The 26,631-nt window shown below is 60.3% G+C and carries 24 protein-coding genes; 6 read left to right on the top strand and 18 right to left on the bottom strand.

From position 1 onward, the window contains the following. Nucleotides 1-26: 26 nt before the first annotated feature. From BA011_RS28925 to BA011_RS28880, 10 genes are all read right to left on the bottom strand, one after another. Nucleotides 27-1,184, bottom strand: coding sequence for an iron-containing alcohol dehydrogenase (locus BA011_RS28925; protein WP_065283354.1), 1,158 nt, complete (start codon nucleotides 1,182-1,184; stop codon nucleotides 27-29). Between the two features lie 12 nt (nucleotides 1,185-1,196). Beyond that, nucleotides 1,197-2,948, bottom strand: coding sequence for a nitrilase-related carbon-nitrogen hydrolase (locus BA011_RS28920; protein WP_065283353.1), 1,752 nt, complete (start codon nucleotides 2,946-2,948; stop codon nucleotides 1,197-1,199). Between the two features lie 28 nt (nucleotides 2,949-2,976). Then, nucleotides 2,977-3,672, bottom strand: a complete 696-nt coding sequence (gene urtE / locus BA011_RS28915) for an urea ABC transporter ATP-binding subunit UrtE (protein ID WP_065283352.1) — start codon at nucleotides 3,670-3,672, stop codon at nucleotides 2,977-2,979. Then, nucleotides 3,673-4,422 (bottom strand): urea ABC transporter ATP-binding protein UrtD, encoded by a 750-nt coding sequence (urtD, locus tag BA011_RS28910; protein ID WP_065283351.1) that lies wholly within the window; start codon nucleotides 4,420-4,422, stop codon nucleotides 3,673-3,675. A gap of 1 nt (nucleotide 4,423) precedes the next feature. Next, the gene (urtC, locus tag BA011_RS28905) at nucleotides 4,424-5,563 is read right to left on the bottom strand and encodes an urea ABC transporter permease subunit UrtC (RefSeq protein WP_065283350.1); all 1,140 of its coding nucleotides are present in this window, start codon (nucleotides 5,561-5,563) and stop codon (nucleotides 4,424-4,426) included. Between the two features lies 1 nt (nucleotide 5,564). Then, nucleotides 5,565-6,458 (bottom strand): urea ABC transporter permease subunit UrtB, encoded by an 894-nt coding sequence (urtB, locus tag BA011_RS28900; protein ID WP_029874484.1) that lies wholly within the window; start codon nucleotides 6,456-6,458, stop codon nucleotides 5,565-5,567. A 148-nt stretch (nucleotides 6,459-6,606) separates the two neighbouring features. Beyond that, nucleotides 6,607-7,857: a transporter substrate-binding domain-containing protein gene (locus BA011_RS28895; RefSeq protein ID WP_065283349.1), complete on the bottom strand. Its 1,251-nt coding sequence runs from the start codon at nucleotides 7,855-7,857 to the stop codon at nucleotides 6,607-6,609. A gap of 247 nt (nucleotides 7,858-8,104) precedes the next feature. Further along, nucleotides 8,105-8,713 (bottom strand): ANTAR domain-containing response regulator, encoded by a 609-nt coding sequence (locus BA011_RS28890; RefSeq protein ID WP_065283348.1) that lies wholly within the window; start codon nucleotides 8,711-8,713, stop codon nucleotides 8,105-8,107. Between the two features lie 12 nt (nucleotides 8,714-8,725). Further along, the gene (locus BA011_RS28885; RefSeq protein WP_065283347.1) at nucleotides 8,726-9,877 is read right to left on the bottom strand and encodes a transporter substrate-binding domain-containing protein; all 1,152 of its coding nucleotides are present in this window, start codon (nucleotides 9,875-9,877) and stop codon (nucleotides 8,726-8,728) included. A 147-nt stretch (nucleotides 9,878-10,024) separates the two neighbouring features. Continuing rightward, nucleotides 10,025-11,635: a GMC family oxidoreductase gene (locus BA011_RS28880; RefSeq protein ID WP_065283346.1), complete on the bottom strand. Its 1,611-nt coding sequence runs from the start codon at nucleotides 11,633-11,635 to the stop codon at nucleotides 10,025-10,027. A gap of 107 nt (nucleotides 11,636-11,742) precedes the next feature. On the opposite strand from BA011_RS28880, the gene BA011_RS28875 reads away from it, so the two are divergent. Then, nucleotides 11,743-12,663 (top strand): LysR family transcriptional regulator, encoded by a 921-nt coding sequence (locus BA011_RS28875; RefSeq protein ID WP_065283345.1) that lies wholly within the window; start codon nucleotides 11,743-11,745, stop codon nucleotides 12,661-12,663. Nucleotides 12,664-12,910: 247 nt separating this feature from the next. Next, entirely contained in the window at nucleotides 12,911-13,168 is a 258-nt protein-coding gene (locus tag BA011_RS28870; RefSeq protein ID WP_151343613.1) for a hypothetical protein, read from the top strand. A gap of 341 nt (nucleotides 13,169-13,509) precedes the next feature. Here BA011_RS28870 and BA011_RS28865 read toward each other — a convergent pair whose 3' ends face one another. The 7 genes from BA011_RS28865 to BA011_RS28835 all read right to left on the bottom strand — a co-directional run bounded on the left by BA011_RS28865 (nucleotide 13,510) and on the right by BA011_RS28835 (nucleotide 20,276). Next, nucleotides 13,510-14,814, bottom strand: a complete 1,305-nt coding sequence (locus BA011_RS28865; protein WP_065283343.1) for an LLM class flavin-dependent oxidoreductase — start codon at nucleotides 14,812-14,814, stop codon at nucleotides 13,510-13,512. A 25-nt stretch (nucleotides 14,815-14,839) separates the two neighbouring features. Further along, nucleotides 14,840-16,186, bottom strand: a complete 1,347-nt coding sequence (locus BA011_RS28860) for an MmgE/PrpD family protein (RefSeq protein ID WP_065283342.1) — start codon at nucleotides 16,184-16,186, stop codon at nucleotides 14,840-14,842. A gap of 9 nt (nucleotides 16,187-16,195) precedes the next feature. Next, nucleotides 16,196-16,981 carry an amino acid ABC transporter ATP-binding protein gene (locus tag BA011_RS28855; protein WP_065283341.1) on the bottom strand — a complete coding sequence of 262 codons (786 nt, stop codon included), beginning with the start codon at nucleotides 16,979-16,981 and terminating at the stop codon, nucleotides 16,196-16,198. Between the two features lie 12 nt (nucleotides 16,982-16,993). Continuing rightward, complete coding sequence (locus BA011_RS28850; protein WP_237352742.1) at nucleotides 16,994-17,707, bottom strand: amino acid ABC transporter permease; 714 nt, start codon at nucleotides 17,705-17,707, stop codon at nucleotides 16,994-16,996. Between the two features lie 65 nt (nucleotides 17,708-17,772). Then, the gene (locus BA011_RS28845; protein ID WP_065283339.1) at nucleotides 17,773-18,519 is read right to left on the bottom strand and encodes an amino acid ABC transporter permease; all 747 of its coding nucleotides are present in this window, start codon (nucleotides 18,517-18,519) and stop codon (nucleotides 17,773-17,775) included. 21 nt (nucleotides 18,520-18,540) lie between these two features. Beyond that, nucleotides 18,541-19,377: a transporter substrate-binding domain-containing protein gene (locus BA011_RS28840; protein WP_065283338.1), complete on the bottom strand. Its 837-nt coding sequence runs from the start codon at nucleotides 19,375-19,377 to the stop codon at nucleotides 18,541-18,543. 290 nt (nucleotides 19,378-19,667) lie between these two features. Beyond that, entirely contained in the window at nucleotides 19,668-20,276 is a 609-nt protein-coding gene (locus BA011_RS28835; RefSeq protein WP_065283337.1) for a J domain-containing protein, read from the bottom strand. Nucleotides 20,277-21,036: 760 nt separating this feature from the next. Here BA011_RS28835 and BA011_RS28830 point away from each other — a divergent pair. The 3 genes from BA011_RS28830 to BA011_RS28820 all read left to right on the top strand — a co-directional run bounded on the left by BA011_RS28830 (nucleotide 21,037) and on the right by BA011_RS28820 (nucleotide 24,168). After that, complete coding sequence (locus tag BA011_RS28830) at nucleotides 21,037-21,540, top strand: ferritin-like domain-containing protein (protein ID WP_065283336.1); 504 nt, start codon at nucleotides 21,037-21,039, stop codon at nucleotides 21,538-21,540. A 73-nt stretch (nucleotides 21,541-21,613) separates the two neighbouring features. Beyond that, nucleotides 21,614-22,138 carry a hypothetical protein gene (locus BA011_RS28825; RefSeq protein WP_237352715.1) on the top strand — a complete coding sequence of 175 codons (525 nt, stop codon included), beginning with the start codon at nucleotides 21,614-21,616 and terminating at the stop codon, nucleotides 22,136-22,138. Nucleotides 22,139-22,212: 74 nt separating this feature from the next. Beyond that, complete coding sequence (locus tag BA011_RS28820) at nucleotides 22,213-24,168, top strand: AI-2E family transporter (RefSeq protein WP_065283335.1); 1,956 nt, start codon at nucleotides 22,213-22,215, stop codon at nucleotides 24,166-24,168. Between the two features lie 349 nt (nucleotides 24,169-24,517). On the opposite strand, the gene BA011_RS28815 is transcribed toward BA011_RS28820, so the two are convergent. After that, complete coding sequence (locus BA011_RS28815) at nucleotides 24,518-24,826, bottom strand: BON domain-containing protein (RefSeq protein WP_065283334.1); 309 nt, start codon at nucleotides 24,824-24,826, stop codon at nucleotides 24,518-24,520. 241 nt (nucleotides 24,827-25,067) lie between these two features. Between BA011_RS28815 and istA the strand changes: the two genes are divergently transcribed. Further along, nucleotides 25,068-26,621, top strand: a complete 1,554-nt coding sequence (gene istA / locus BA011_RS28810; protein ID WP_065279982.1) for an IS21 family transposase — start codon at nucleotides 25,068-25,070, stop codon at nucleotides 26,619-26,621. Nucleotides 26,622-26,631: the final 10 nt, after the last annotated feature.

Here is a 26,631-nt window from a genome sequence, read left to right as displayed (position 1 = left end):
GCGCGATCCTGACACTAGGCAGCTTTTTACCAAGCGAGTTCGTAGATCCTCGCGGCATCCGACAGCGACACCGTGCGCGGATTGTTGACCAGCAAGCGGGTCTGTTCCATGGCACTTTCCGCAATCAGTGGCAGCCCATCCTTCGGAATTCCGACATCCCTCAGGCGTACGGGCAGGTTGAGGCGCACAGGCAGTATTGCCAATCCTTCGATGAAACCGGAAAGCCGCTCAGCCAGACCGGTGGGCTCAAGGTGAGGAAAAAGGCACGGCGCCAGTTCCGCATAGGCATCACCGCACGCGATCGCGTTGAAGCGCAGCACATGCGGAAGGACCAGACTGTTGGAAAGGCCATGCGGAACGTGATAGCGGCCACCGATCGGGTAGGCGAGAGCATGGACGGCAGCGACCGGCGAATTGGCAAAGGCCTGACCGGCCAACATGGCGCCGAGCAGCATCGCCTGTCGGGCGGCGAGATCGGTTCCTTTCATCACGGCGATCTCGATATTCGCCCCGAGAAGCCGAAGCGCCTCCTTGGCAAGGGCACGGGAAACCGGATTGTTGTTCGTACTCGCGGAGGTAAAAGCCTCGATGGCGTGCACCATGGCGTCGATCCCCGTTGCGGCCGTCACGGCTGGAGGAAGGCCGAGGGTCAACTCCGCGTCGAGAAGCGCCGCATCCGGCAGTAGCACCGGCGATACGACGCCTTTTTTCTCGTGCGCACCCGTAGTGACAATGGAAATCGGCGTGACTTCGGAGCCGGTGCCTGCCGTTGTCGGCACAAGCACCAGCGGCAAGCGCTGCCCGCTTACTTTGCCTACTCCATAGATATCATCGAGCGCTTCGCCGCTTTTGCAGAGAAGGGCCACCAGCTTTGCCACATCGAGCGACGAGCCGCCGCCAATGCCAAGTACACCCGTGGCGCCGAAATCGATCGCCTGCGCCACAGCCGCATGAATGATGGCTTCCGGAGGATCGGCGACAACGCCGGTGAAGATCGATACTTCAGAGCCGCCGTCCGCAAGGCTTGCCACGGCCGGCTGAACGAGCCCCGCCTTGACGACCCCTTCGTCCGAAATCACCATGACGCGCGGCCCGAGTCGCGTTTTCGTCAGCTCCGAAAGCCTGGCGATGCAACCCGGTCCCGCGATGATCTGCGGGACGGTCGCGAATGTGAATGTGGACATCTTGCCGGTCTCTCACTGATGCCATTTGATGAGCGGCCGATAGTGATGCGGCTGGCGCATGACGACAAGATCCTTTCGCCGGACGATGTTCGTCGGATACGGCGTGTCGAGATTGGTTGTGTCGACGGCTGCCGCCGCAATCCCGTCCTCGTCCAGGATTGCCGATTCCTGACGCGGAAAGGCAAAGGAATCCGGCCCGAATACCGCACTCTTGCCCAGGTATCCCCGCGCCGCATCCAGCACATTGGCGAAGGCGAAATAGAGGTTGTTTTCGCCACCGCGCACGCGCAACGCATGCCAGTGATAGGGATCGGCGCCCTTGGGGATCGGATAGTTATGCGGAATTTTCGTGCCGTTGTGGCTGCCGGTGAAAGTGCCGGCTATCGCTGATGGGCAAGCGACCACGTCGCATCCCATCAGCGCGAGCGAACGGATGGCTTCCGGATAGAGCGCGTCATGGCCGATCGCCAGGCCGACGCGGCCGATGGCAAGATCGTAGATTTTCCATTCGTCGCCGGCCGTCGCCCAGCTGTCGGCAATGCCGAGATGCGTCTTGCGATAGCTGCCCACGAGCCCCTCGGGGCCAGCGAGAACAGCGCTGTTGTAAACCTTGCCCCCGTCCTCTTCGGCAAATCCGGCGACAAGATAGAAGCCGAGCTTCATCGCCAGACGAACGAAGGCCGACACCGTCGGGCCCGAGAGCGGTTCCGCCCGGCCATGCGGGGCCTCCAGTCCGGTCAGCGACAGTTCCGGGAACACCAGAATATCCGGTGCTGTCGTTGCCTTCGCCTCGGCTGCCAGATCGGCGATGCGGGCGAGATTGTCGGCGACGACGGAGGTGGGGGCGAACTGGGCGACGGCGGCGCGGGATGCGCGTCCGCGCGGGATCGGCTGGTAGCCATAGAGACGGAAGTAATCCCCCGGATTCCAGGTGAAGCTGTTGGTCATCATGTTCATGTAGAGCTCGGGCCGGCGGGACTTGAAGACCGGTTCGAACAAGACCTCGCGGCGGCGGGCGCGGGCAAGATCGATCGTGCCATAGGCAATCCCGTCGCCCGTATCGATGGATGCGGCGACCGTACCGTCGGGCTCGATCAGGCAGCTTCCACCAGAAAACTGCACGGTTCTCTCCAGTCCCCAACGATTGCTTTCAATGACGTAGCAGGCGTTTTCGAAGGCGCGGTTGATCCAATAGGGTGCCGGCGTGCGCTCCTGCAGCCAGTTGGAGATATGGCAGATGATGTCGGCACCCGCCATTGCCTCCAGGCGCGCTGTCTCGAAGAAGTGCAGATCCATGCAGACCAGCATCGATATCCGCCCGATCTCCGTTTCGAACACCTCGTGGACGATGTCGCCGTTGGCAGCCCATTTCGGCTCCGCGATATAGGGATGCGATTTGCGATGCCGGCCAACGACGCCGTCGGGACCGATGAGGACGGCGGTATTGTAATAGAGATCGCTCGCCGGATCGACTTCCGGCATGCCGACGACGATATAGCAGCGGTGTTTTCTGGCAACGGCCTGGAAAACATCGGTGGTCGCTCCTGGGATAGTCTCGACGAAAGGTTTCACCTCGGCCCTGTCGAACCAGCAATAGCCGGTCGTGCCCATTTCGGGCGTGACGATCAGGCGTGCGCCTGCCTCCGCTGCCTCTTCGCAAAGGGCTGCCAGCCGGCTGATATTGCGCGCCTTTTCGAACATGGTCGGTTCGAACTGGATGGTGGCCGCGGTATAGCTTTGTGTCGATGTCATGGTTGTTCCCATTGTCTCTATGAAAGGATATCGGTCTGTTTCAGACAGCCATATGCCGGTGAACAAGCGCGTCGGAGAGAGTGTCGATGGCGCCGGCCGCGACCACGCCTCCCTTCTCCAGCATTGCGAACTGGTGAGACGCGTGCCGAGCAAATGCGACGCTCTGCTCGACGAGGATGATCGTCATGCCGATCTCGCGATTGAGCCGGATGATGATCTTTTCGATCTCCTCGACGATGGAGGGTTGGATGCCTTCGTTGGGTTCATCGAGAAGCAGCACTTTCGGATCTGCGGCCAGCGCGCGGGCGATGGCGAGCTGCTGCTGCTGGCCGCCCGAAAGTACGCCGCCCGGCCGATCGAGATTGGCCATCAGGTAGGGAAAAAGCTCTGGCACCAGCGCAGGAATCTCGCGTTTGCCATCGGTGCGGGCAAAGGCACCCATCAGGATGTTCTCGCGGATGGTAAAATCGGGAATGATCTCCCTGCCCTGAGGGACGTAGGCAATACCGGCCCTTGCCCTTTCATGCGTTGGGGATGCGGCCATGTCTCTTCCCTGCAGACGCATCTCGCCCGTCATGCGGTCGGTCAGTGCCATCAGCGTTTTCAACAGTGTCGTCTTGCCAGTGCCGTTGCGGCCGAGAATGCTCGTCACCTTGCCGGCCGGAATGTCGAGCGTGATGCCGTGCAGGATATGGCTGCGGCCGTAATAGCTGTGCACGTCTTTCAATGACAGCATTTAGGATATTCCTTTCGAACCGAGATAGGCTTCGCGAACCTTCGGATTGCGTTCGATATCTTCGACGCTTCCCTCCGCCAGAACCTCTCCGAGATGGAGAACCGTGATGCGCTCGGCGATTTCGCGGACGAACCCCATGTCGTGTTCGACGACGAGAATGGTATGGCGACCTTTGAGATTGTTGATGATCTCTGCCGTCTTGCGGGTTTCCGCCTGGGTCATCCCGGCTGTCGGCTCGTCGAGCAGAACCACTTTGGGATCCTGAACGATGAGCATGCCGAGCTCCAGCCACTGCGTCTGGCCGTGGCTCAAATAGGCGGCCATCACGTCGTGCTCGGCATCGAGGCCGATGAGGGCAAGGACGTCGTCGACACGCCTTGCCTCCGCTCGTGAAAAGCCGAAGCGAAGATTGGCGAGCACTGAAGGGTTGCGGCAATTGGCGACCTCCAGATTCTGTCGCACGGTAAGGTCGCGAAAGACGCTGGGGATCTGGAATTTCCGGCCTATGCCGGCGCGCGCGATGCGGTGTTCGGGCCAGTTGGTGATGTCGGTGTCGTAGACGAAGACCTTGCCCTGCGTGCTGCGCGTCTTGCCGCTGACCAGATCCATCAAGGTCGTCTTACCCGCGCCGTTTGCGCCAAGCAGCACACGCAGCTCGCCATCGACGATGGTGATGCTGACATTGTTGACGGCGCGGAAGCCGCCGAAATCGACGCTGAGACCGTCGATGGTCAATGCGATCGCACTCATATCACAATGCCTCGCTTTGTTGCTGCAACGGTGAAGGTGCAGTGCCGGGCTTGAGCCGGCGGATAAACTGCCGCAGCACATCATGTGCAAGGCCGCCAAGGCCGCGCGGCATGAACAGAACGACCAGCACGAAGATGAGACCGATGATCGCCTTCCATGCCTCGACCAGCGCTTCGGTCTCGCTGACCTCCGTCTCGATCATGTTGATCAGGATCGCGCCGATGCAGGCGCCAAGCAGGGAGGAGCGGCCGCCGACGGCAGCCCAGACCACCATCGTCACCGAGAAGGACAGGTCCATGAACGTCGGAGACGCAAACTCCGCGACGACCACGTAGAGCATGCCGGCAACGCCGGCGATCCCCGCCGAAATCACGAAGAAAAACACCTGGTAGAGCGAGACATCGAAGCCGAGATAGCGGGCGCGCACATGATCGTCGCGGATCGCCTGCAGGATCATGCCCGCACGGGTTTCCACGATAAGGCGGGCACCGATGAGTGTCAGCGACAGGCATGCGGCACACAGATAATAGGTCGCCCGGCTGTAGGGATCGAATTCGATGCCGCCGATGGTCAGCCAGCCAAGATCCGTCAAGCCATTGAAGCCGTTCGTCACCGGTTGCGCATCGACCATGACGAGACGAACGAGCAGAACGAGCGCCAGTGTGATGATCGAGACGAAAACGCCGGAAATGCGCTTGCGGAAAACCAGCATGCCGAGTGCCCCGGCAATCGCCACCGGAAGCACGATGCCGAGCACGAGACCCACCGACTGGCTTTGAAACGGAAGCCAGATAAAGGAGCCCTTGTTGATGCAGCAAAGCTCCGTCGGCGCGCCGGGCTCGGCATTCCAGAGCATGAAATCAGGAACCGGCTTGTCGGAGCCCTGTTGGAGACTGGTCAGGCTCGACAGCTTCAGCGACATGGCCAGCATGTATGCGCCGAGACCGAAAAACAGTCCCTGGCCGAGATTGAGAATACCGGCATATCCCCATGTTAGCGCGATGGCGACGCCCAGCATGCCGTAGACCAGGTATTTCGAAATGCGGTTCAGCCAGAATTCGTCGCCGAAAACGGGGGCGGCGAAGATCACCGCGATGAAAAGCACATAGGCGGCGATCTGGAATTTCCGTTCGATGCTCATGTCAGCGCCCCTTGAACGAGAACAGCCCGCTGGGCTTGACGAGAATGACGAGAATGACGACGCCGAACACGACGGCACGTGCCAGGATGTCGTTCGTACCGATGGCGACCAGCGCATTGATTTCGCCGAGCAGCCCTGATGACAGGATGGTGCCGAAAAGGCTGCCGACCCCGCCGGTGACGACGACCATGAATCCGTCGACGACCATCGTCGTGCCCATGTCGGGAAAGACGGTCTTGAAGCCGGACATCATGACGCCGGCAACGCCGGCAAGGCCGGAACCGAAAGCGAAGGTCATGGCGTTGACGCGTTTCACGTCGATTCCGCAGGCTGCCGCCATATTCGGGTTCCGGATGATGGCGCGAACCTGCATGCCGGCCGCCGTCCGGTAGAGAATGAACCATGTCGCCAGTGTCAGCGCGGCGGTAACCGCGATGATGAAGGTGCGGTAGGCGTTGATGTCGGCGCCGGCGAGCCTGAACGTGCCCTGCAGGTAGGCAGGCACCGCGACGTTCTGCAGGCCGGCCCCAAGACCTTCGACATGAATGCCGAAAAAGGAGAGGCCGAATTCGAGCCGCACGGCCTGTTGCAGGAGGATGGCGATCCCCCATGTGGCGAGAAGCGTGTCCAGCAGACGGCCATAAAGCCGCCGCACGACCACCCGCTCGATCAGCAGACCGAGCAGGGCCGTCACGACGAAGGCCAGCGGGATCGCAAGCAGAAGGCTTGCCTTCAGCCAGATGCCCGACAGGACGGCGACATAGGCGCCGATCATGACCATCTCTCCATGGGCCATGTTGATGACGCCCATGGCGCCGTAGGTGATGGCAAGGCCGAGCGCCACCAAAAGAAGGATCGAGCCGAGACTGAGGCCGATAAACAGAATGTCGAGCATAGCGCCACCGTTCGTGAGAAGGACGGGCCGAACTCTCCTGCGCCTTACCCATCCTGACGGCGGGATGACAGTTTGCGGAGGAAGAGGGGCCCCTGCCTTCGAGACATGATCCCGCCACCCATGGATGGCGGGACGACGCGGGGAGGGGTCAGCCCTTGAGCTTTGCGGCGTCGAGACCGTTGCTGGTGCAAAACAGATTGTTCTCCGTCTCGCCATAGGCCGAATAGGGCAGCGGCTTGATCGGCGCCGGATAGGCATCGACCACCTTGCTCTGGCCGTCCGCCTGCCATTGCCCGATGCGCGGCGTCAGCCAGCAATGCAGGTTGTCGGGATCGGTGGTCACCTTGCCGCCGGGCGCTTCGTAGGTTTGGCCGCGAATGCCGGCCCTGATCGCGTCCGCGGACAGATCGCCGGATTTTTCGACGGCCTGCTTCCACAGAAAGACCTGGAAATAGGCGGCTTCGAGCGAATGGTAGGTGACGGCTTTCGGATCGTTGACGAAGGTCCTGAAGCGGTCGATGAAGCTCTTGTTCGCCGGCGTGTCGATCGACATGAAATAGGGGAAGGAAGTGTAGCTTCCGGCCGCATATTCGGCCCCCATCGCCGCGATTTCGATTTCGGAGGTGACCGTCGCGCAGATCGGCAGAACCTCCTGCGAGAGCCCTTGGTTCTTGAACTCTCGGTAGAAGGCGATGATGGAGTCGCCGACCACGTTGGACAGGACCACGTCGGCGCCCGACTCCTTGATCTTGCTGACCATGACGGCCCATTCCGAATGGCCGAGTTCCAGATATTCATCCGCCACCCACTCGGCGCCGGCCGCCTCGATCAGCTTCTTGGAAACCTTGGCCATTTCGCGCGGATAGACATAGTTCGAGCCGACGATGAAGAATTTCTTCTTGCCCAGTTTCTCGACGATCCAGGGAATGTAGTTGGAGAGCTGCTGGTTCGGAACGGCGCCGGAATAGACGACGTTGCGCGAGCACTCGAAGCCTTCGTAATGCGTCTGGTAGAACAGCATCGCGCCGCGTCGCTCGAAGATCGGCAGCACGGCCTTGCGGCTGGCCGATGTGTGGCAGCCGAACACGGTCGAAATCTTGTCCTTGAGGATCAGTTTCGAAGCCTTCTCGCTGAAGGTCTTCGGATCGGAAGCCCCGTCTTCGACGACCACCTCGACGGGGCGACCGAGAACGCCGCCGGCCGCGTTGATTTCGGCCACGGCCATCATGACGCCGTTTGCCAGAAGCTTTTCCGCAACGGAAAGCCCGCCCGTCTGCGAGTAGAGCGCGCCGACCTTGATGGCATCGGCTGCGAAGGCGCGGCTGCCCAGAGCCGGCAGGGCGAGTGCGGCGGAAGCGGTCGCTGCGGTTTTCAGAAATTCTCGTCTGTTGAACACCATCTTGGTTCCCCTTTTTTGATTGGCGCGCACGGCGGCACGGCCCGCCGAACGGCAAGGCTTTCATGCCGGAAATGAGTAGAGAACTGACGTCACTGTCAGCAGACAACAAAAAACCCGCCAAGCCTGTCACAGCCTGCGGGCACCCTTGCCATCACCGCATCACGGCTGCGCCGCGTGCAACAGCGGCACATGGCTTCGTCAAACGAAGGGATGTGCCGGAGGTGTTTTGTTGGAAACACGTGAAAAACTAATCATGTTTTTGGGACGGGCGCAAGAGCTGTTCGGCGTTGATAATGGAATTGGCGATTTCATCGATCGGCACGCGCCGAGCCATCGCCTGGTCGCGCATTTCGCGATACGCCTCATTCTCGCTTGTGCCGCGATTGGCCATCAGAATGGCTTTGGCCCGGGCAAGTTTCTGGTCTCCCAGTACCTTGCGCTTGTATTTGCGTGCTTCCTTTACCAGCTTTTGGCGCTCCAGCCAGAGGTTGCGGGCGATGGCGAGATTGGTCAGCAGGCCGAACGGTTTGATCGGTCTCTCGACAATGGCGAGCGCCCCACTTTCCAGGACGATCTGCAAGGTCGAGGGGTTTTCGTAACCGACGATGGCAAGCATGGTCGGCGCAGGATTGGGGAAAGACTTCAGCAGGCGTTCGATTTCCGGTCGCGCCTCATCTTCCATGGCAAGGAAGACGACATCCGTGCCGTGCGGCAACTCGGCCGGCACCGGCCAGAGGCAACTGACCGTACAACCGATACGGCGCAGGTGATCGACGAGAAACTCTCCTTCGGATGTCCAGGGATGGATGACCAGAACCTTGAGATCCCGCAAATCTCTGAGAAGAGCGAAAGACATCGTCGCTCCCTCTCAAACCTGAACACGATGTGGGAAAGTCTGCGTCAAGTCTGGGCGATATTCTCGCATGAACGGGTCTGGCGCCACCCGGAGCGACGGATCATAGACGATGTCGTAGTCGCCCTGTGGATTCACCCTTGCCACCCTTGGCCACAGATGCGTGTGGTTTGTCATCCGGTCTATCTTCACCGCACCCTGCGGGGCATCGTACTCGACATCATAGAGAGCCGGCAGAAGCTGCTCAAGCCCGTCGCCACCGGCGCGCTGCAAAGCAGCCGCATAGAGATAAACCTGGAAATAAGCCGCTTCGGCCGGCGCGGTTGGCAGCATCTGCAGGCCGTATCGCTGTTGGTAAGCCGAGACGAAGGCGCGGGCGCGGGGTGTATCCAGAGAGGCGAAGAAGGGGGCTGCGGTGATATGACCCTCGGCCACCTCCGGTCGCATACGGATCACGTCCGCCTCGCTGGTCGACTGGCTCGCGATCGGCATTTTCGCCGCATCGAATCCGGCCTCCTTGAACGCCGTGTAGAAGGGAATGATACCGTCGCCGACAATCGTCGAATAGATGACATCCGGCTGTGCCGCGCGAATGTGCCGGATGATCTTGGCAACGTCCTCGGTTTTGAGGTTCAGGGGAACATACATCTCGTCCAGGACCTGTCCACCCAGCTGAAGAAACAGGTCGCTGATCGTCCGGTTGGATTCATAAGGATAGACGTAGTTCGATCCCACAAGGAAAACCCGCTTTCCATAGTGCTCGGTCAGGAAGTCGACGAGCTGGACGGAGTTCTGGTTGGGGGCAGCACCTGTATAGATGCAGTGACGGGAGTATTCGAACCCCTCGTAGAGCGTCGGGTAGAACAGCAGTGCATCACGGGCCTCGATGACGGGCAGAACAGCTTTGCGGGTGCTCGACATATGGCAACCGAAAACGACCCGGACCCGGTCTTCGTCGCAAAGCTTGACTGCAAGTTCCTTGTAGAGATTGGGCGTCGATTGCGGATCGTAGGCGATGGGTTCGATCGCCCGGCCGAGCACGCCGCCCGCCGCGTTGATCTCATCGATCGCCAGCACGGTCGCGGCCTTTTGGGTTTTTTCCACGGCTCCGGTCACACCCGTTTCGGAGAACAGCACACCGACCCGCCAGTTTTCTGAATGCATCATCGCCCACCAAAAAATAAAAAAGCTCCCGCCCGTTTCCGGTCGAGAGCTACCCTGCTCATGGAATATCAGCGGCTCATTGAAGCCTGCCGATCCATCATGTCAGTTTCCGTGTGCGGTGACAATAGCGGAACGAAAGGCTGTGCATGGTTATCGGCGTGCATCCTCAAGGACCATCGCAGCACCTTTCATCGCGATCATCGCCGTCGGCGTATTGGTATTGCCGGAGGTGATCGTCGGCATGATCGACGCATCGATCACGCGAAGACCCGCTATCCCGTGGAGGCGCAGGCGTGCATCGACGACGGACAGCGGATCGTCCGCGCGACCCATCTTCGCAGTCCCGACCGGATGGAAGATGGTGGTGCCGATATCGCCGGCGGCCTTCGCAAGCGATGCTTCATCGTCGCCGACGGCAATGCCCGGCAGAACTTCCTCCGGCCGGTACGGTCTCAGCGCGGGCTGTGCCATCAGCCGCCGCGTCGCGCGGATAGCGTCCGCTGCCACCCGCCTGTCTTCCGCTGTCGTCAGATAGTGCGGGGCGATGAGCGGCGGTGCGTGGGGATCGGCTGAGCGCAGCCGCACCTCGCCGCGCGACGTTGGCCTCAGATTGCAGGCGCTGACGGTGATCGCGGGAAAACGATGCAACGGTTCGCCGAACCTGTCCAAAGACAGGGGCTGGACGTGAAACTGGATGTTGGCGCGATCGTGCGACCGATCAGAGCGCATGAACAGACCGAGTTGGGACGGCGCCATGGTTAGCGGTCCACGGCGACGCAGGGCATAGTCGATCCCCATCAGGCCACGGCGCAGAAGCGAGTGATAGGTTTCATTAAGCGTACGGGCGCCGCTGATCCTGTAGACGGCGCGTTGCTGCAGATGATCCTGGAGATTGCGCCCGACGCCGGGCCGCGCGAGAGCCGGTTCTATGCCCGCGGCAGAAAGCCATTCAGCCGGCCCGATGCCGGACCGGTGCAATAGCTGGACGGAGCCGATGGCGCCGGCACTCAGCACAACTTCACCTCTTGCCGTCGCCGTTCTTAAGACGCCGTCGCGGATATAGCGCACACCCGTTGCCCGCCCGTCTTCGATGACCAGCCTGTCCACCAGAACACCTGTTTCAAGCCGCAGGTTCGCCCGCGCTAAGACCGGCTTCAGAAAACCCCTTGCCGAAGACCACCGACGACCACGTTTCTGATTGACGTGAAAATAGCCGGATCCTTCATTGTCACCCGTATTGAAATCCGTGATCTTTGCGACGCCGAGTTCCGCTGCAGCCTCCCGAACGGCGTCGAGGATCGGCCATGAGAGACGCGGGGCCTCGACGCGCCAGCCGCCGCCTATGCCGTGATGCGCGCTTTCCCCCATAAAATGATCTTCCATCTGCCGGAAATGGGGCAGAACGTCCTGCCAGCCCCAGCCCGCAAGACCAAGGCTCGCCCATCCATCATAGTCCGCCGCCTGACCACGCATGGCGATCATTGCGTTGATCGCGGAGGAGCCGCCGATGACTTTGCCGCGCGGGTAGGACAACGAGCGGCCGTTCAGGCCGGCTTCGGCCTCCGTCTTGAACATCCAGTCGGAGCGGGGATTGCCGATGGTGAAAAGATAACCGACGGGGATATGAAACCAGATCCAGTTGTCCTTGCTGCCGGCCTCAAGGAGCAGCACGCGGTTTCTGGGGCTTTCAGACAGCCTGTTCGCAAGGATACACCCTGCCGTCCCTGCCCCCACGACAATGTAATCATAATCCCCCTCCATCGCTTTTCTCCGCCTTACGATCGATATCCAAACCGGTTTATCGGCGACGCCGCTGAAGACAAGGCGCGGAGAAGCACATACCATGTGCAAAAAGGAGTTCTGGAAAAATGGATTGGGACAATATCAGGGTATTTCTGCACATTGCTCGAACTGGCCGGGTTATCGATGCGGCAAAGGCCCTGGCGCTTGACCACTCAACTATCAGCCGCCGTCTCGCCAAGCTCGAGGAGAGCCTTGGGGTTCAGCTATTCGAACGGGCCGGGCGGCGATTGCGCATCACGTCTGCCGGCGAAGATCTCAGACGATCGGCGGCCAAGCTGGAATCGATCGTCCTCCAGGAGATCGGCGGGCTCGGTGCCGAGACGACAAAAGGCATGACGGGCCGCGTGCGGATCGGTGCACCGGAGGGGCTCGGCGTAGGTTACCTCGGCGGACGCATTGCAGCCATCATGCAAGACTATCCGAACCTTGACATCGAGCTTGTTGCTCTGCCTCAGACTTATTCGCTTTCTTCGCGGGAAGCCGACATCGCTATTTCACTCGATCGCCCGGAAGAAGGCAGCCTGGCGACACGCAAGCTGACCGATTATGAGTTGGGCTTTTACGCCACCCGTGACTATCTCGGGCGAAACGGCTTTCCCCAGACGCTGGACGATCTGACCGGCCACACGCTCTGCGGCTACATCGCGGGGCTTCTCCACACGAGGGAGCTTGCCTATCTCGACATTGCGGATCTGAAGCCGGCGATGCGGTTCACGAGTACGAGCATCATTGCCCAATGCGCCATGATTGAAAGCGGCATGGCAATGGGCGTTCTGCCGGCCTATCTGGCTGCAGGAAAACACCTGCTTGTCCCGGTCCTGCAGCCGTCGTTCCTCTTGCGCCGCAGCTACTGGCTGTCGGTTCATGAAGACCTTCGGCGTCATGCCCGAATTCGCAAGACTGTCGACTTACTCACCGCAGCAGTTCGAAGGGAAAGATCGTTGTTTGCTAAGGGTTCTTCGACACGTGATACGTCAGCGTCGTAACATGCCTCTATCCGGACGATCAAAAGGGTTTCAACATAGCGTCCTATATTGTCCGCCAGCAGGCGCAGACCGTCCTTTGGAATTCCGACGTCCCTCAGGCGCATGGCAAGGCTGGCGAGTTCGCAAAGCCTTGTCCGGCGAGCATCGCGCCGAGCAGCATTGCCTGCCTGGCGGCTAGATTGGTTCCGGTCATGACGGCGATCTCGACTTATCTACGCGGCGCTAGAACGTCGGCCAGAAGCGATCAATGTTAGAAGAAGCCGAAATTCGAGCGCGCCAAGATCAGTCGCTTTCAGGCAAGTTGAGACGAATGGCTATTCGAGCAAATCTCGCCGCCGTCCACAATGACGATGACAATCTTCAAGCAGCATTTCTAAACAAAGAATGGGTTGAACTACATCTTGCCGTCTTGACACCGCAGGAGAGAGACGCGCTACCGGGGGTTGAAGTGCAGATCGTTGCACTCTTGAGCGAATTCGCGGTGGATCATCTTGATCGAGATTGAGCAGCCGCGGTGGAACACGAGAGGACAATCAAGCCAAGGGGCACGGCCCAAGGCGCTAGCTGACCTCGCTTGCTTTGGCCGGTACCAAGAAAGGTCGCTCGCGAATGGTGCCTTTTGTGTTTCTGGAGACCTAAGCAGGCTTCGATCAGCCAGCGGCCTTGATGCTGGTAGTCTTCTCAGGTTCATCAACAGGGAAGGCCATATATGACCAGCCCCGCGCCACGCAGACCTTCAGTGGTATTGGACATGAAAATTTAAATTGGCCGCCTCTAGACTTTAAATTAGACGGAATGTGAATTAAGAATGGTCGGATGAAGACCAATCCTACGGCAAGTTCGCAGCTAGAATGAAAGCAAGGCAGGCCTGAGGAGTCCGAGGTGGTCACGTAGCGTCGAGCCACTGTATTCGGTGCGGAACAGACCACGTTCCCGCAGGATCGGCACCACCAGCTGTGTAAAGTCCTCCAGCCCCTCCGGGAAGAAGGGCGGCATGACGTTGAAGCCGTCGGCGGCGCGCCCTTCAAACCACTGCTGCATGCGGTCGGCAATCTCCACCGGCGTGCCGAGCACGATGTGGTGGCCACGACCGGCGGCAACGCGCAGGGCCAGCTGGCGGATGGTCAGGTTCTCGCGTCGGGCAAGCGCCGTCAGGAGTTCGGCGCGGCTGCGCAGCTGGTCGGAGATCGGCAAGTCCGGCAATGGGCCATCGGGATCGCAATCGGCGAGACTGTGGCCAATACGTTCTTCGAGCAGCGGCATGGCGCTCTTGAGATCCGTCCATTGGTCGAGTTCGGCCAACTTTTCCTTAGCTTCCTTCGCCGTGCGGCCGATTACTGGCAGGAAGCCCGGCATGACAGCGACATCGTCCGCCTGCCGCCCGAAACGCGCGACGCGTTCCTTGAGGCTCTTGTAGAAGGCCTGTGCTTCTTCGAGGCTTTGCTGCGCGGTGAAGACGACGTCAGCTGTTCGCGCGGCGAGGTCCTGGCCAGGCCCGGAGGAACCGGCCTGGATCAGGATCGGGTGGCCCTGCGGTGAACGCGGGATGTTGAGCGGTCCCTTGACCGAGAAATACTTGCCCTTGTGTTCGAGCACGTGGACTTTGCTCGGATCGGCATAGACGCCGCTCTCCTTGTCCTTGACGAAGGCATCGTCGTCCCAACTGTCCCACAGCCCGCGCACCACATCGACGAACTCTTCCGCGACGGCATAACGCTCATCATGCTCTGGATGCGCCTTCGAAAAATTGTTGGCGGTGCGGGCATAGGATGTTGTGACGATGTTCCAGGCGGCACGGCCATGGCTCAGGTGGTCGATCGAGGAGAAAGCGCGGGCGGTATGATAGGGCTCGCCATAGGTCGTCGATGATGTCGCCGCCAGCCCGATCTTGTCCGTCACCAGCGCCAGCGCCGATAGCAGCGTCAGCGGCTCGAAGCGAGCGATCGTCGAGGGATGTGCGTCGATGCCGCTGGTCAGGCCGTCGGCCAGGAAGACCATGTCAAACTTCGCCTTTTCAGCGATCTGCGACACGCGGCGCAAAAGGTCGAAATTCTCGCTGCCTGCCTCGGCATGCGGATGCCGCCAGCCGGACACGTGATGACCGGCGCCTTGCAAAAACAGGCCCAGATGGATTTCTCTCTCGATGCTCATGGCGAAGTCCTTCGTCGGTTGGTTTTCAGACAGGGTCCTGGTTGAGCAGTGCCAGCAGCCGGTTCAGATCGGTGGCGCTGCTCATCGTGCGGACCAGCGAGGGAATCTCTGCGAATGCCGGGTTGCCGGCGGTCGCGTCGCGGAACTTTGTCGCCGGATCGGTCACGCCGGGAAGACCATCGAAGCGGCGGGTGAGCGTACTGCCGTCGCGGAGCGCAATATCAAGGATCACGAAGCGCGTCTTCGGATCGCTGGACATGCGCGGCGCGGTCTCGTCATGGCGACGTCCGGCACGGCCGGCCAGCGCCATCAGGTCCGGCTGCAACGGTCGGTGGTCGAAATGGTCGAGCCGCAGGGCACCGTCGATCAGCGCTGCCGAGAACACGTATTCCGGGCTGAAGCGAGCCTCGATGCCGTTTGTCGGCTTGCTCACCACCAGCGCGGCATCGGCGCCAGGTGGATAGGTGAAGGTGATGCTTTCGATCGCGTCCACCGCAAGCCCTTCGCGATGCAGATCGATGCCGAGCGAGGCGACGGGATGACTGGCGGTGCAGCAGGGATAGGCTTTCAGGGTCAATCCCGGCGCCACGATCTGCCAAGGGGTCCCCCAGTTCTCGGTCACGGCGGCGGGGCGCTCGGCACCGAAGGCATAAGCCGAGTGGAAACTGACCGGATTGTCGAGGAAATCCGGCGCGCCACCGAAAGCGGCCGCGGCCAACCGTGCCGACAGCAGGCCGGATCGCGCCGCCATGCCGGCATGATAGGGTTTCGCATCATAACCAAACTGCAGCCGCAGCCCGGAGGACTGGGTCGCAGCGAGGCCGAGCGCAATGGCGGCTTCCTTTGCCGAGGCCCGCGTCAGATGCGCGATCGCGGCTGCGGCGCCAATCGTGCCGAGCGTCGCCGTGGCATGAAAGCCGTTCTCGTAATGCTTAGAGCCGATCGACAGGCCGAGCCGCGCCATAGCCTCGAGCCCGACCACATAGGAGGCGACTAGCGCGTCCGCGCTAAACTCCCGCTCGGCGGCAAGCGCCAGCAGGGCCGGGACGATCACCGTGGTCGGATGGCCGCGCACGCTGGCATGTACGTCGTCATAGTCTAGAACATGACCGGCATAACCGTTAACCACGGCGGCAACCAGCGGATCGGTGCGGCGCTTGGCTCCGATCAGGATTGCTTCGCCCGGCAGATTGGCGCCGACGGCGTCGGCCAGGACGGCGGTGGTGCGATCGGTGGCGCCGGCGATCGTGCAGGCGAGGAAATCGACGATCGCCGTACGTGCCGCTTCCATTGCGGCGGCATCGGTCTTCGGGTCCGAGGCGACGATCGCCTCGGCAAAGGCGCGGGTCAGCGGTGCGGATGTCGTGGTCATGAAAAAATCCTAGATGCCTTCGCCGCCGCGCACCGCGCCGCGCCCGGAAAGCCCACTGACGAATTGGCGCACACGGGGATTGTCTGCGCTGTGGAAAATGTGCTCGGGCGAGCCTTGGTCGACGATGCGACCGTTCTCGGTAAAGACGACGGTGTCGCTGATCTCCTCGGCAAAGCGCATTTCATGCGTCACGAGAATGCTGGTCATGCCGTCGCGAATGAGATCGCGGATCACCCACAGCACTTCGCCGACAGTCTCCGGGTCGAGCGCCGATGTCACCTCATCGAACAGGACGAGTTCCGGTTTCATTGCCAGAGCCCGCGCAATCGCCACGCGCTGCTGCTGGCCACCAGACAGCTGACCGGGGTAGGCATTTGCCTTTTCGGTAAGCCGCACCTTGTCCAGCAGTTCGCGGGCGAGCTTTTCCGCCTCGCGCCTGTCGGTGCCAAGAATGCGGGTTGGCGCTAGCACGATGTTGTCGAGCACCGTCAGATGCGGAAACAGATTGTATTGCTGGAACACGATGCCGATGCGCTTACGCAGCGCGATGCGCTCGCTCTCTCGGGTTAGTTGGTCGACACGGGTACCGTTGACCGTGATGCGACCGCTCTGCGGCTGCACCAGCGCGTTGATGCAGCGAAGGATCGTCGACTTGCCCGAGCCTGACGGGCCGATGACGGAGACCGCCTCACCCCTGTTGACGGTAAGGTCTATTCCCTTCAGCACCTTGGTTTGGCCGAAAGACAGATGCACGTCTTCCAGGCGGACGATCGCATTGTCGGCGGATATGTTCATCGTCTCAATTCCTCAGGCCGCGTTGAAGCGACGTTCCAGGCGACGGGTCAGGCGGGCGATCGGGTAGCAAAGCGTGAAGAAGGCGGCCATCACCACGATATAGGCGATGACCGTGAAATCGAGCCGGCGCACGGCAGTGCTGGCATCGGTCGCCGCATGCAGCAATTCGTGCACCCCGACCAGCGAGGCGAGCGCCGTGCCCATGGTGATCGAGGCTGCGACGTTCATCCATGGCGGCAGCGAACGGCGCAGGCATTGCGGCAGGATGATCCAGCGTAGCGCCTGATTGCGCGAGAAACCGAGGCCCTTGGCCGCCTCCCACTGGGTGGTCGGAATGGAGAGGATCGCGCCGCGGGTGATTTCGGCGACATAGGCGCTGGCCGGAATGGCAAGCCCGATGACGGCTTTCACCCAGTCGGGAAAGGGCAGGTAGTTGCCGAACACGACGATTTCGAAGGGAAAGATATAGGTCGTAGCGAAGATTAGCACGAGATGCGGCGCGTTGCGGAAAATCTGCACATAGGCGACGACCGGATAGCGCAGCAGCCGGTAGGGCACGAGTTCGAGAATGCCAAACAGCACGCCGACCAGCGTGCCCAGCGCCATGGCGCACAGGGCGATAAGGATGTTCATCCCGAAGCCGGAAGCGAGATAGGGGACCCATTCGAGCAATTCGCGGCCGAGCGTCAGGTCGGCGAGCGACCAGAAGAGAACGAGGAACGGCATCGCCACGAAGCCGACATTGCGCAGGATCTTGCTGCTCCTGCGCGGTTGGAAGCGCGTGGCGACCGTCATAGACCGTATCCTGGAACGGCGAGCCTGCGCTCCACCCACAGGCCGACACGGGCGACGACGATGTTGATGAGGCTGAAGAACAAGAGGATGACGATCATCAGCGAGACGACGTTGTCGCGCTGCGTCCAGACCATGATCGAGGCATAGGTGATTTCGCTCACCGCGATCGCGTTGCCGACCGTGGTGAGCTTCACGAGATTGACGAGATTGTTGACGATTGCCGGCAGCGATGCCCGCAATGCCAGCGGCACTTCGACGTAACGCAGGATCTGCAACTGGCTGAAGCCAATGCCGCGGGCTGCCTCGACGGTCGAAGTGGGCACCGCCTCGATGCCGGCGCGGATCGCTTCGGCATGCAGGGCCGCGATATGCAGCCCGACCACCGCCACCACCCAGAAGAACGGCGACAGCGGATTGTTCTGGGCGCCCCCGACCAGATCCGACACGAAGGTGTTGAGGACGAGGAAGCTGAACATCAGCTGCACCAGCGTCGGCGTGTTGCGGGTGATTTCCACGAAGGCCCGCACCGGCGCCGAAAGCCAGACCCGGCCCGATGTCAGGCCGGCGGCAAAGAGCAGGCCGGCCACCAGGCTGACAGGGATGAGCAAAGCGATCAGATAGAGCGTGGTGATGAACCCATCACGCCAGATCTGCGCCTCGTATCCCGTCGCGAGGAATTCGTAATTCAGGCCGAGCCTGCCCGTCAGACTAACGAACAGGTCGGTGAGATTGATGTCCTGCATGTGCTCTGCCGGTCCCGCCGCTTACTTGCTGGCGGAAAGCGTCTTGTTTGCCTGCTGCAGGTACTGGGTATTTAGTAGCCGGTTGGCTTTGGCGAATTCCAGCAGCTTACCGGACGCGTGCAGCTTCTTGACGCCAGCATCCAGGGCCGCCTGCGTATCCTTCTCTCCCTTGCGCAACCAAATCACCGAATCCGATGGGATCAGCTCGCTGGGGAAGGGAATGGCATAGTCCTTCCATTCTTCTGATCGGTCCTGAAGCAGGAGGCCGACTGTCGCGCCGACATGCACGGCCGCAACGCAGTTGCCGCCCTGAAGCGCGAGCAGTGATTCCGGCTGGCTCGGAAGCGCCTTAACAACTGCGCCGTATTCTTCCATCAGAGGCTGCGTATAGTTGGAGCCCTGCGACACGCAGACCGGCTTGCCCTTCAGGTCGGCCCAGTCCTTCAGACCGCTGTCCTTGCGCACCACGGCGGCGCCACCGCTGCGGTCATAGGGCGTTGGTACGTAGTCGAGAATCTTGGCACGGTCCTCGGTGTACTGCATGTTGGCGATGAGGATATCGACCTTGCCTTGCTGCAGGAACTGCACGCGGTTCGGCGGCGTCACCGTCACCGTCTCGAGCTTGACGCCGAGGTCATCGGCCAGCGCCTGGGCGATGTCGAGATTGAAGCCTTTCTGCGCCTGCGTCTTCGGATCAATATAGCCGAAAGGCGCACCCGAGAGGATCACGCCGACCGTTAGCGTACCACGTCCCTTGATGCGGTCCAGCGTGGCATCCGCGGACGCCTGTGTCGACGTCAGCGCCGAGATTGAAAGAGCAAGTCCGAAGAATAACTTGGTGAGTTTGGTGCACGACATTCCGGCCTCCTTGGTTCGACCAAGAACCTAGTGGAGCCTCTCAGTTGCCACGAGCAATCAGATCCTCTCTTCCATGTGACAGCGAAACGGTTATCCTGTAATAGGCTAATTCCATAGAAAATATGCCGCGGCAGGTTTGTGTTAATTTCAATTACAACAGATCAGGATGCCTGGCCGGAGACGCGATGACCTCCTGCCGCGAGCGGTCGCGCTGCCGAGTTGCTCTGCATCGATCTGTCAAAAACCTCCAGCTCACACTCATCATTGACCGCAGAGAGCGTGTCTCAGATCTAGCAGAACCCGTTCAGCTTGAGGATCTTATGGGCGTCGATTGCCGCGCGGAGTTCATCTTCGGAGTTTCGATCTCCTCGGTTAGCGTCCGGATGGTGCATCTTGAGCATCAGTTTGTAGCGACGTCTAATTTCCTCAGGCGTCGCGTCCTGCGAAAGACCGAGCGTTTCAAAGGCTTTTGCTTCCAATACCTTGAGCTTACGCCGCTGGAGATCAGCTTTCGTAGCTTGATGTCGTGCAGCAATCTTGCGTGCGTTAAGGGTTTTTGCCGTACCGGAGCGAACGGTCGAAGGAAGCGGCATCTCTGTCGCCTCATCAACGCGGGTCCCCCACGTCTTACGGCTGCCGTTTGCTGCTTCCCTCTGATAGCGGGCGGTCGCTGGATCAGACAGATTGCTCGCGAAATTATATCCCTTATTGTATTCCCTCGCATGTTGCGGGCAGAACACCAGGTACAAACCCTCCGCATCTCGCCCAACGGGCGCGCGATTGGCGCCGCCGCTGTCGCAACCGTCCCACTGGCATTTCGACTGGTAAGGCTCGCGGAGCGGAGCTGATTTTTTGCTTGTTGGCCTCAGGCCGACGAAAATCTTCGAATCATACGTCATCGCGCGTTATATGGCGGTCTTCATCGAGCCCGCAAGCAAACCATGCAAGAGGTTTCAGAAAGTTGACGATGGAGGCACGCCGATAGTCGGGACCGGTGGTTCCTGCTCCGACATCTTTACTCCTTGCTCGTCACCGGCGCTCAGTACCTCGCGCACTTCATCCTCGTTGGTAAGCCCGCCTAGGTTTGCACCTGCGACTCGATTGCAAGTCAAATTTTCCCGTATAAACAACGCATTGCGTATCGGCAAAATCTTCAAACAGGGGGATTTGAATTTCCTCCGCGTTAAAATTGAACCTGTAGAGTTAAACGCTCAGCTATTTCGCGAGTCGAACTGCAAAGAACGCCATTGCGAGCAGATGGCTGCATGAACGCTGTCAGACCGTGATGGGATTTTCGTCGTCGAAGGAAGGCTGCTTTGCGCCCCAAGACGGTCGTTAAGGCACCCCGACGGGAAGATATTCCCGAGTGTGATGGTAGCGGAGTACCAGCGCCCGCTCGGGCGGCTCGAAGCACATGTTCCACGACGTGAACCGCTGTTCGCAGTCGGGGTATATTCGGGCATGCAAGGAACTAAAACTCTACGGGGCAGTTGCTGGTCGTGTGATCGCGATCGAACCAAAAAGGGCGTTCCCAAATCAAGCATGACATACCGAGACGAAGCCACCGCTTCGTCGCCCAGTGCCTTCGCGCAGTGACCGCTTCAACTCAGCCGTGACGTGGCCACGCATCCCATCCTCCATAAACCAAGGATCTCCATCATGGCCAAAGAGCCCAAGACACTCGACATTCTCTTTCACGACACGTTGAAGGACGTCTATTTCGCCGAGCATAAGATCGTCGCCACGCTTCCAAAGATGAACGACGCCGCCCAGAGCAAGCAGCTCAAGGACGCCTTCATCAAGCATCTGGCCGAAACCAAGGTGCACGTTGAGCGCCTTGAGGAAGTCTTCAAGATCATAGGCAAGAAGCCGGAACAGAAGACCTGCGACGCCATAATGGGCATCATCAAGGAAGGCTCGGAGATCATGGAAGAGTATGCCGGCACGCCCGCCCTCGACGCCGGCCTGCTCGCCGCCGCGCAGGCTGTCGAACATTACGAGATGTCGCGCTACGGAACGCTGCGCACCTGGGCGCTCGAGCTTGGCATGAAGGACGCCGCGAAGCTCCTGCAGACGACGCTCGACGAGGAACAGGCGACCGATATCGCCCTGACGTCGATCGCGACGAAGGTCGTCAATCAGAACGCCGAAAAGGCTGCCTAACCATTCGTCCGGCCGGCTCGCCTGGCCGGACATCTTCACTCTTAGTCACCGCCGTCAATCAGCAAGGGTTTCCATGACGAACAAGGACGACGGCCGCGACATCCAACCAAGCGACTGGACGAAGCTTGGCGCGAAGTACGACGGAGACGGGGTCAGCCCTCATGCTGCTGTCCGCAGGCAGTTAATCCGCACTCGGCGGGCGATACGTTCGCCGCCTGCCCCATGCCATAAGGAGAAGAACGTGACCGAGTTCCAGGACATCAGAATAACCGAACTGGATGCAGATGCGTCCGGCCCGGCTGAAAGCGGGCCGTTGATGAACATGGTTCTCAACTTGTCTGCCGAGGCGCCTGCCTACTGGCGCGACGCGTTCACGGATGCGTGGAAGCAACCCGCAACCGCGATGAGGCGGCAGGCTGTCGTCGATGGCAGCAGGCTCACCTCGACTTGCATGGCATTCGAACTTCAGGGGCAGATCGACCAATTGAACGAGGTGATATCGGCGACCAACGAAGCCTGTCGCCTCGGCACCGAGCAAGCCGCGCTTAGACAGGACGGCGAACTTAGAGACTTGAAAGCCAGCCTGCGATACGACTGAACACTTACGAATAGGATGTGCGCCTCCATCCATGTCGAGCGTATAGGTTTTCCTCTGAAGATAGGGGGCGGGCGGTGAACGGCGCGGAACTTTCAAAGACCACGAAGGCGCCGACCGGCGATCCCCATCGACTTGCAGAGGGCGAGCTTCGCAGCAAGCTGTCGGGCAGCACGATATTGATCCTCATTGGAGTGGCCGTCATCCTCCGGCTGGGCCAGGAGATCTTCGTTCCCCTCGCGCTTTCGCTTCTCCTTGCGTTCACGCTGGCCCCGATCGTCTCTTTCCTTCGCAAGCGCTCCGTTCCAAAGATCGCCGCTGTTCTTCTCGCCGTCGTGTCGGCGTTTTGCGCGATCGGCGTATTCAGCATGGTCGTGGCGACGCAGGTGACGAACCTTGCGGAGAACATCCCCACCTACCAAAGAAATCTGGTCGACAAGGTTCATTCCCTCGCCCAAGCGGGCGCCGGAAACGGCGTCCTCGACCATCTGAGCAGGGCGGTCGAACGCGTCGGCGCCGAGATCCAGACGCGGGCCATCGAAAGCAAGAGCCCGACCGCCCAGACGCCCACGACCCGCGAACCAATGCCAGTCGAGATCGTGACACGTTCCGATCCGATCCAGACGCTAGGCAACCTTCTTCTGCCGCTCATCAGCCCGTTCGCGACTGCTGGTCTCGTGGTCGTGCTGGTGATCTTCATGCTCCTCGAGCGAGAAGACCTGCGCGACCGTTTCATCCGGCTGGTTGGCTTGGGAGATCTCCACCGGACGACCGCGGCTCTGCAGGACGCAGGCAACCGGGTCGGGCGATACCTGCTGATGCAGTTGGTGGTGAACACGCTCTACGCCGTGCCGATCTCCATCGGCCTATGGGCGCTCGGCATTCCGAACGCCATCCTCTGGGGGCTGCTCACACTTGTTCTGCGGTTCGTACCATATATCGGCGCGATCATCGGCATGATCCTTCCGTTGTTTCTGGCCCTCGCGATCGCGCCTGGCTGGTCGCTCGTGGTCTGGGTCGGCGCTCTCTATCTGACCACAGAACTCGTCAGCAACAACGTGCTCGAGCCATGGCTCTACGGGGCAAACACCGGTCTTTCGCCTCTGGCGATCATTATCTCGGCGATCTTCTGGTCGTGGCTGTGGGGGCCGCTGGGACTGATGCTATCGACGCCTTTGACTGTCTGTCTGGTCGTGCTCGGAAGACATGTTCCCCAGTTCGGCGTCCTCGATGTCCTGCTTGGCAACGAGCCGGTTCTGGAGCCTCACGAGAAACTCTACCAGCGTCTCCTCGCGGGCGATCCGAACGAAGCCTCCGACAACGCCGAGGAGTTCCTGCAAGAGGAATATCTCGTCGACTATTACGACAATGTGGGCCTTCCTGCGCTCCTGCTTGGCGAGACCGACCGTCAGCGCGGCGTATTGTCGGAAAACCAGATCATTCTGGTGGCGTCCAGCTCGCTGTCTTTGGTGGAGAACCTGTCGGACATTGCGGAGGAGGAGGAGAACGAGGACGAGACCGCATCGGACGCCGGTCTCGAAACGGGTTCCGAACGGGAACTTCCCGATGGCCAGGGCCGCTCCTTATTGTGCATCGGAGGCCGCGGCGGTTTGGACGACGCGGCCGCCGCGATGCTTTCGCAGGTGCTGGAGGTCCAGGGAGCAACGTCAACGACGTCATCATACTCCGATCATGCCGCGCGAGGATCTCTCGCTGTTCCCATCGACGGGGTCGACACGGCGATCGTCATATTTCTAAACGGCAATTCGAAGTCTCGCGCCCGTCAGATCGTTCGACGACTGAAGCGACTTAAGCCTGACCTGCGCGTAGGGCTTCTCATGCCGACGGCGAATGGTCTGGATTATGCGCCGATCGACCCGTCCGAGATCGATGCCGACTTCATCGAGACGTCGATAGCGCAGGCGGCCCGATCCGGTCTAGTCATGTCGACGCCCGTAAGTCTCAAAACCGTAGTTCGGAAGATAGCGCGGCGCGGACTGCCTTCCGACAGGCCATCCGCTGCATCGAATTGAAAATCGGTTCTCCTTCGCCGCTCGTATTCCTTGACGGTGCAGGTGCTTTCGTTTCCCGCCGCCCTGAAAGAGTCGCCTTCAATCCGACGCGGTCGCGACCCCTTTGCCATATATGTCACTTTTCTATTTCATCGGAGCGACATGAGCGACAAACGTGATGTCGGATGCTTCGTCGACCACTTCTCTTGCTTTACGACAAGGTGCAGGAATTTAGCCAACGTGCTCTACGATTGCGGTGCCTGCGGGAAACGGTAGCGCGCCGCCGTCCTCCGTTGATGCGGTTGGCTCCGCTGGGGGCCACCGTCAAACAGAGGAACTGTTCGAGGACTTCATACCGGGGCTATCTACCTTAGTACCTTAGTCCCAGCCCGTCTAAATCCCGTCGGCTACTGCTGGGGAAACGGCTCAGCATTCGGTCCTGGACGTTCTCCTGGCCGACGATCATCGCCACAAGCGAGATGGCTTTCTCGCGGTCTGCGGTGTTTGTTATGTAGCCTTCGAGCAGGACGACAGGGCCGAGCATCCTGATCTGGATGGCACTGCTGTCGATGTTTGAATCGGCGGAAAGGGCTGCTTCGATTGTCGCGATGGTCGACGCCGAACTATGGCCTTGTGAACAGCACTCTTCATGGCCGTAGCTGTCAGAGCTGAACTTCATATCTTCCTCCCGTTCCGCCCCCCTCAGCGGACCTATACGTGACCTCAATCTAATACATGAGTAGTGGTGCGTGTTTCACTAATTTCGGGACAGCGATTCCGGTAATTCGCGGACAGCGATTTCAGTAAATACGGGACAGCGATTCCGCTAATTCCGGGACAGTCTCGGACGTGGATTTAAGGTCGATTTTCGCAAGCGCCGTTCTGGCAGATTGCCTCCTCATCATCGGTTGAGAGGGGCCATGCCAAGACGGAAGCAAGCGAGACGAACGACAGTGAAAGACATTCGATCGATACTGCGACTGACGCACGAGCAGGGCCTTTCGGTTCGCGCCGTTTCGGAACGCCTGAAGATCAGCAAAACCTCTGTGGCGACGTATCTGTTGCGAGCGAGGGAGACCGGACTTTCGGTCTGGCCGTTGCCTGCGGGCCTGGACGATGATGCCGCGCTGGAGCGACATCTTTTCCGGCGCGTTGGCCGGCCGCCACAGGACTTGGTCGAGCCGGATTGGCGGTCCGTTTCCGCCGAGCTGAAGCGCAAGGGTGTAACGCTGACGCTGCTCTGGCAGGAATACAGGGCGAGCCATCCCGACGGCTACGGCTACACATGGTTTTGCGACCGTTTTGCCGTCTTCGAACGCCGCGCTCACGCGACGTTCCGCAACCGTCATGAGGCGGGCGCGGTGATGCAGACGGATTATGCCGGCCACACCATCCCCATCATCGACCCTTCGACCGGCGTCATCCATTCGGCACAAATCTTTGTGGCGATGCTTCCCGCCTCGTCGTTGACATTCGCCTGTGCCAGCTTCAGCCAGAAACTGCCGGACTGGATCGAGGGCCAGGAACGCGCGCTGAGCTTCTTCGGCGGCGTCACGAAGGCGATCGTGTGCGACAACCTGAAGGCAGGCGTCGCCAAGGCGCTGTGGTTCGAGCCGACGCTCAACGCCACCTTCGCTGCTATGGCCGAACATTACGATACGACCATCCTGCCGACCAGAAGCCGCAAGCCGCGTGACAAAGCCAAGGTCGAAGGTGCAGTGCTGATCGTCGAGCGCTGGATATTGGCTCGCCTCAGAAACCGACGCTTCTTCAGTCTGGCTGATCTGAATGCCGCGATCTCGGTTCTGCTTGACGACTTGAACAACCGCCCGATGCGCCACATCGGAAAGTCGCGCCGAGACCTGTTCGAGGAGGTAGAGAGAAAGGCGCTTGCGCCGCTGCCAGCAACGCCGTTCGACTATGCGGAATGGAAATCGGCGAAGGTCCATCCCGATTACCATGTCGAGGTCGACAAGACCTTCTACTCTGTGCCGCACCGCTTGATCGGCCGACAGGTTGATGTGCGTCTGACCCACCGGGTGGTCGAGGTATTTCTCGATCACAAGCGGATTGCCAGCCATATCAGGCGTTCTCAGCGATCCGGGCATGTGACGGTCAACGAGCATATGCCCAAATCCCACCAGCGTTATGCCAACACGACGCCGGCATCGCTTTTGAACCAGGCGGCAAGGATCGGGGTGAACACCGCCATTCTGGTCGAGCGGATGATGCGCGATCGTCCTCATCCCGAACAAGGATATCGCTCGGCCTTCGGCATTCTGTCCCTTGCCCGCCGTTACGAGACGGATCGCCTGGAAGCGGCGTGCGAGCGGGCGCTGGTCATCAACTCCATCACCTATTCCTCTGTCGCCGCCATTCTCAAATCCGGTCTCGATCGAACCAAACCCCAGACAGACCCGGCAAAACCCACCCCGCCGCACACCAACATCCGCGGCGGCTCCTATTACCAGTGAAGGAAAGGAA

The organism is Rhizobium leguminosarum, from assembly GCF_001679785.1.
GTDB lineage: Bacteria > Pseudomonadota > Alphaproteobacteria > Rhizobiales > Rhizobiaceae > Rhizobium > Rhizobium leguminosarum_R.
The sequence above is the reverse complement of the archived record's forward strand: the minus strand, read 5'-3'. Positions and strand labels throughout refer to the sequence as shown.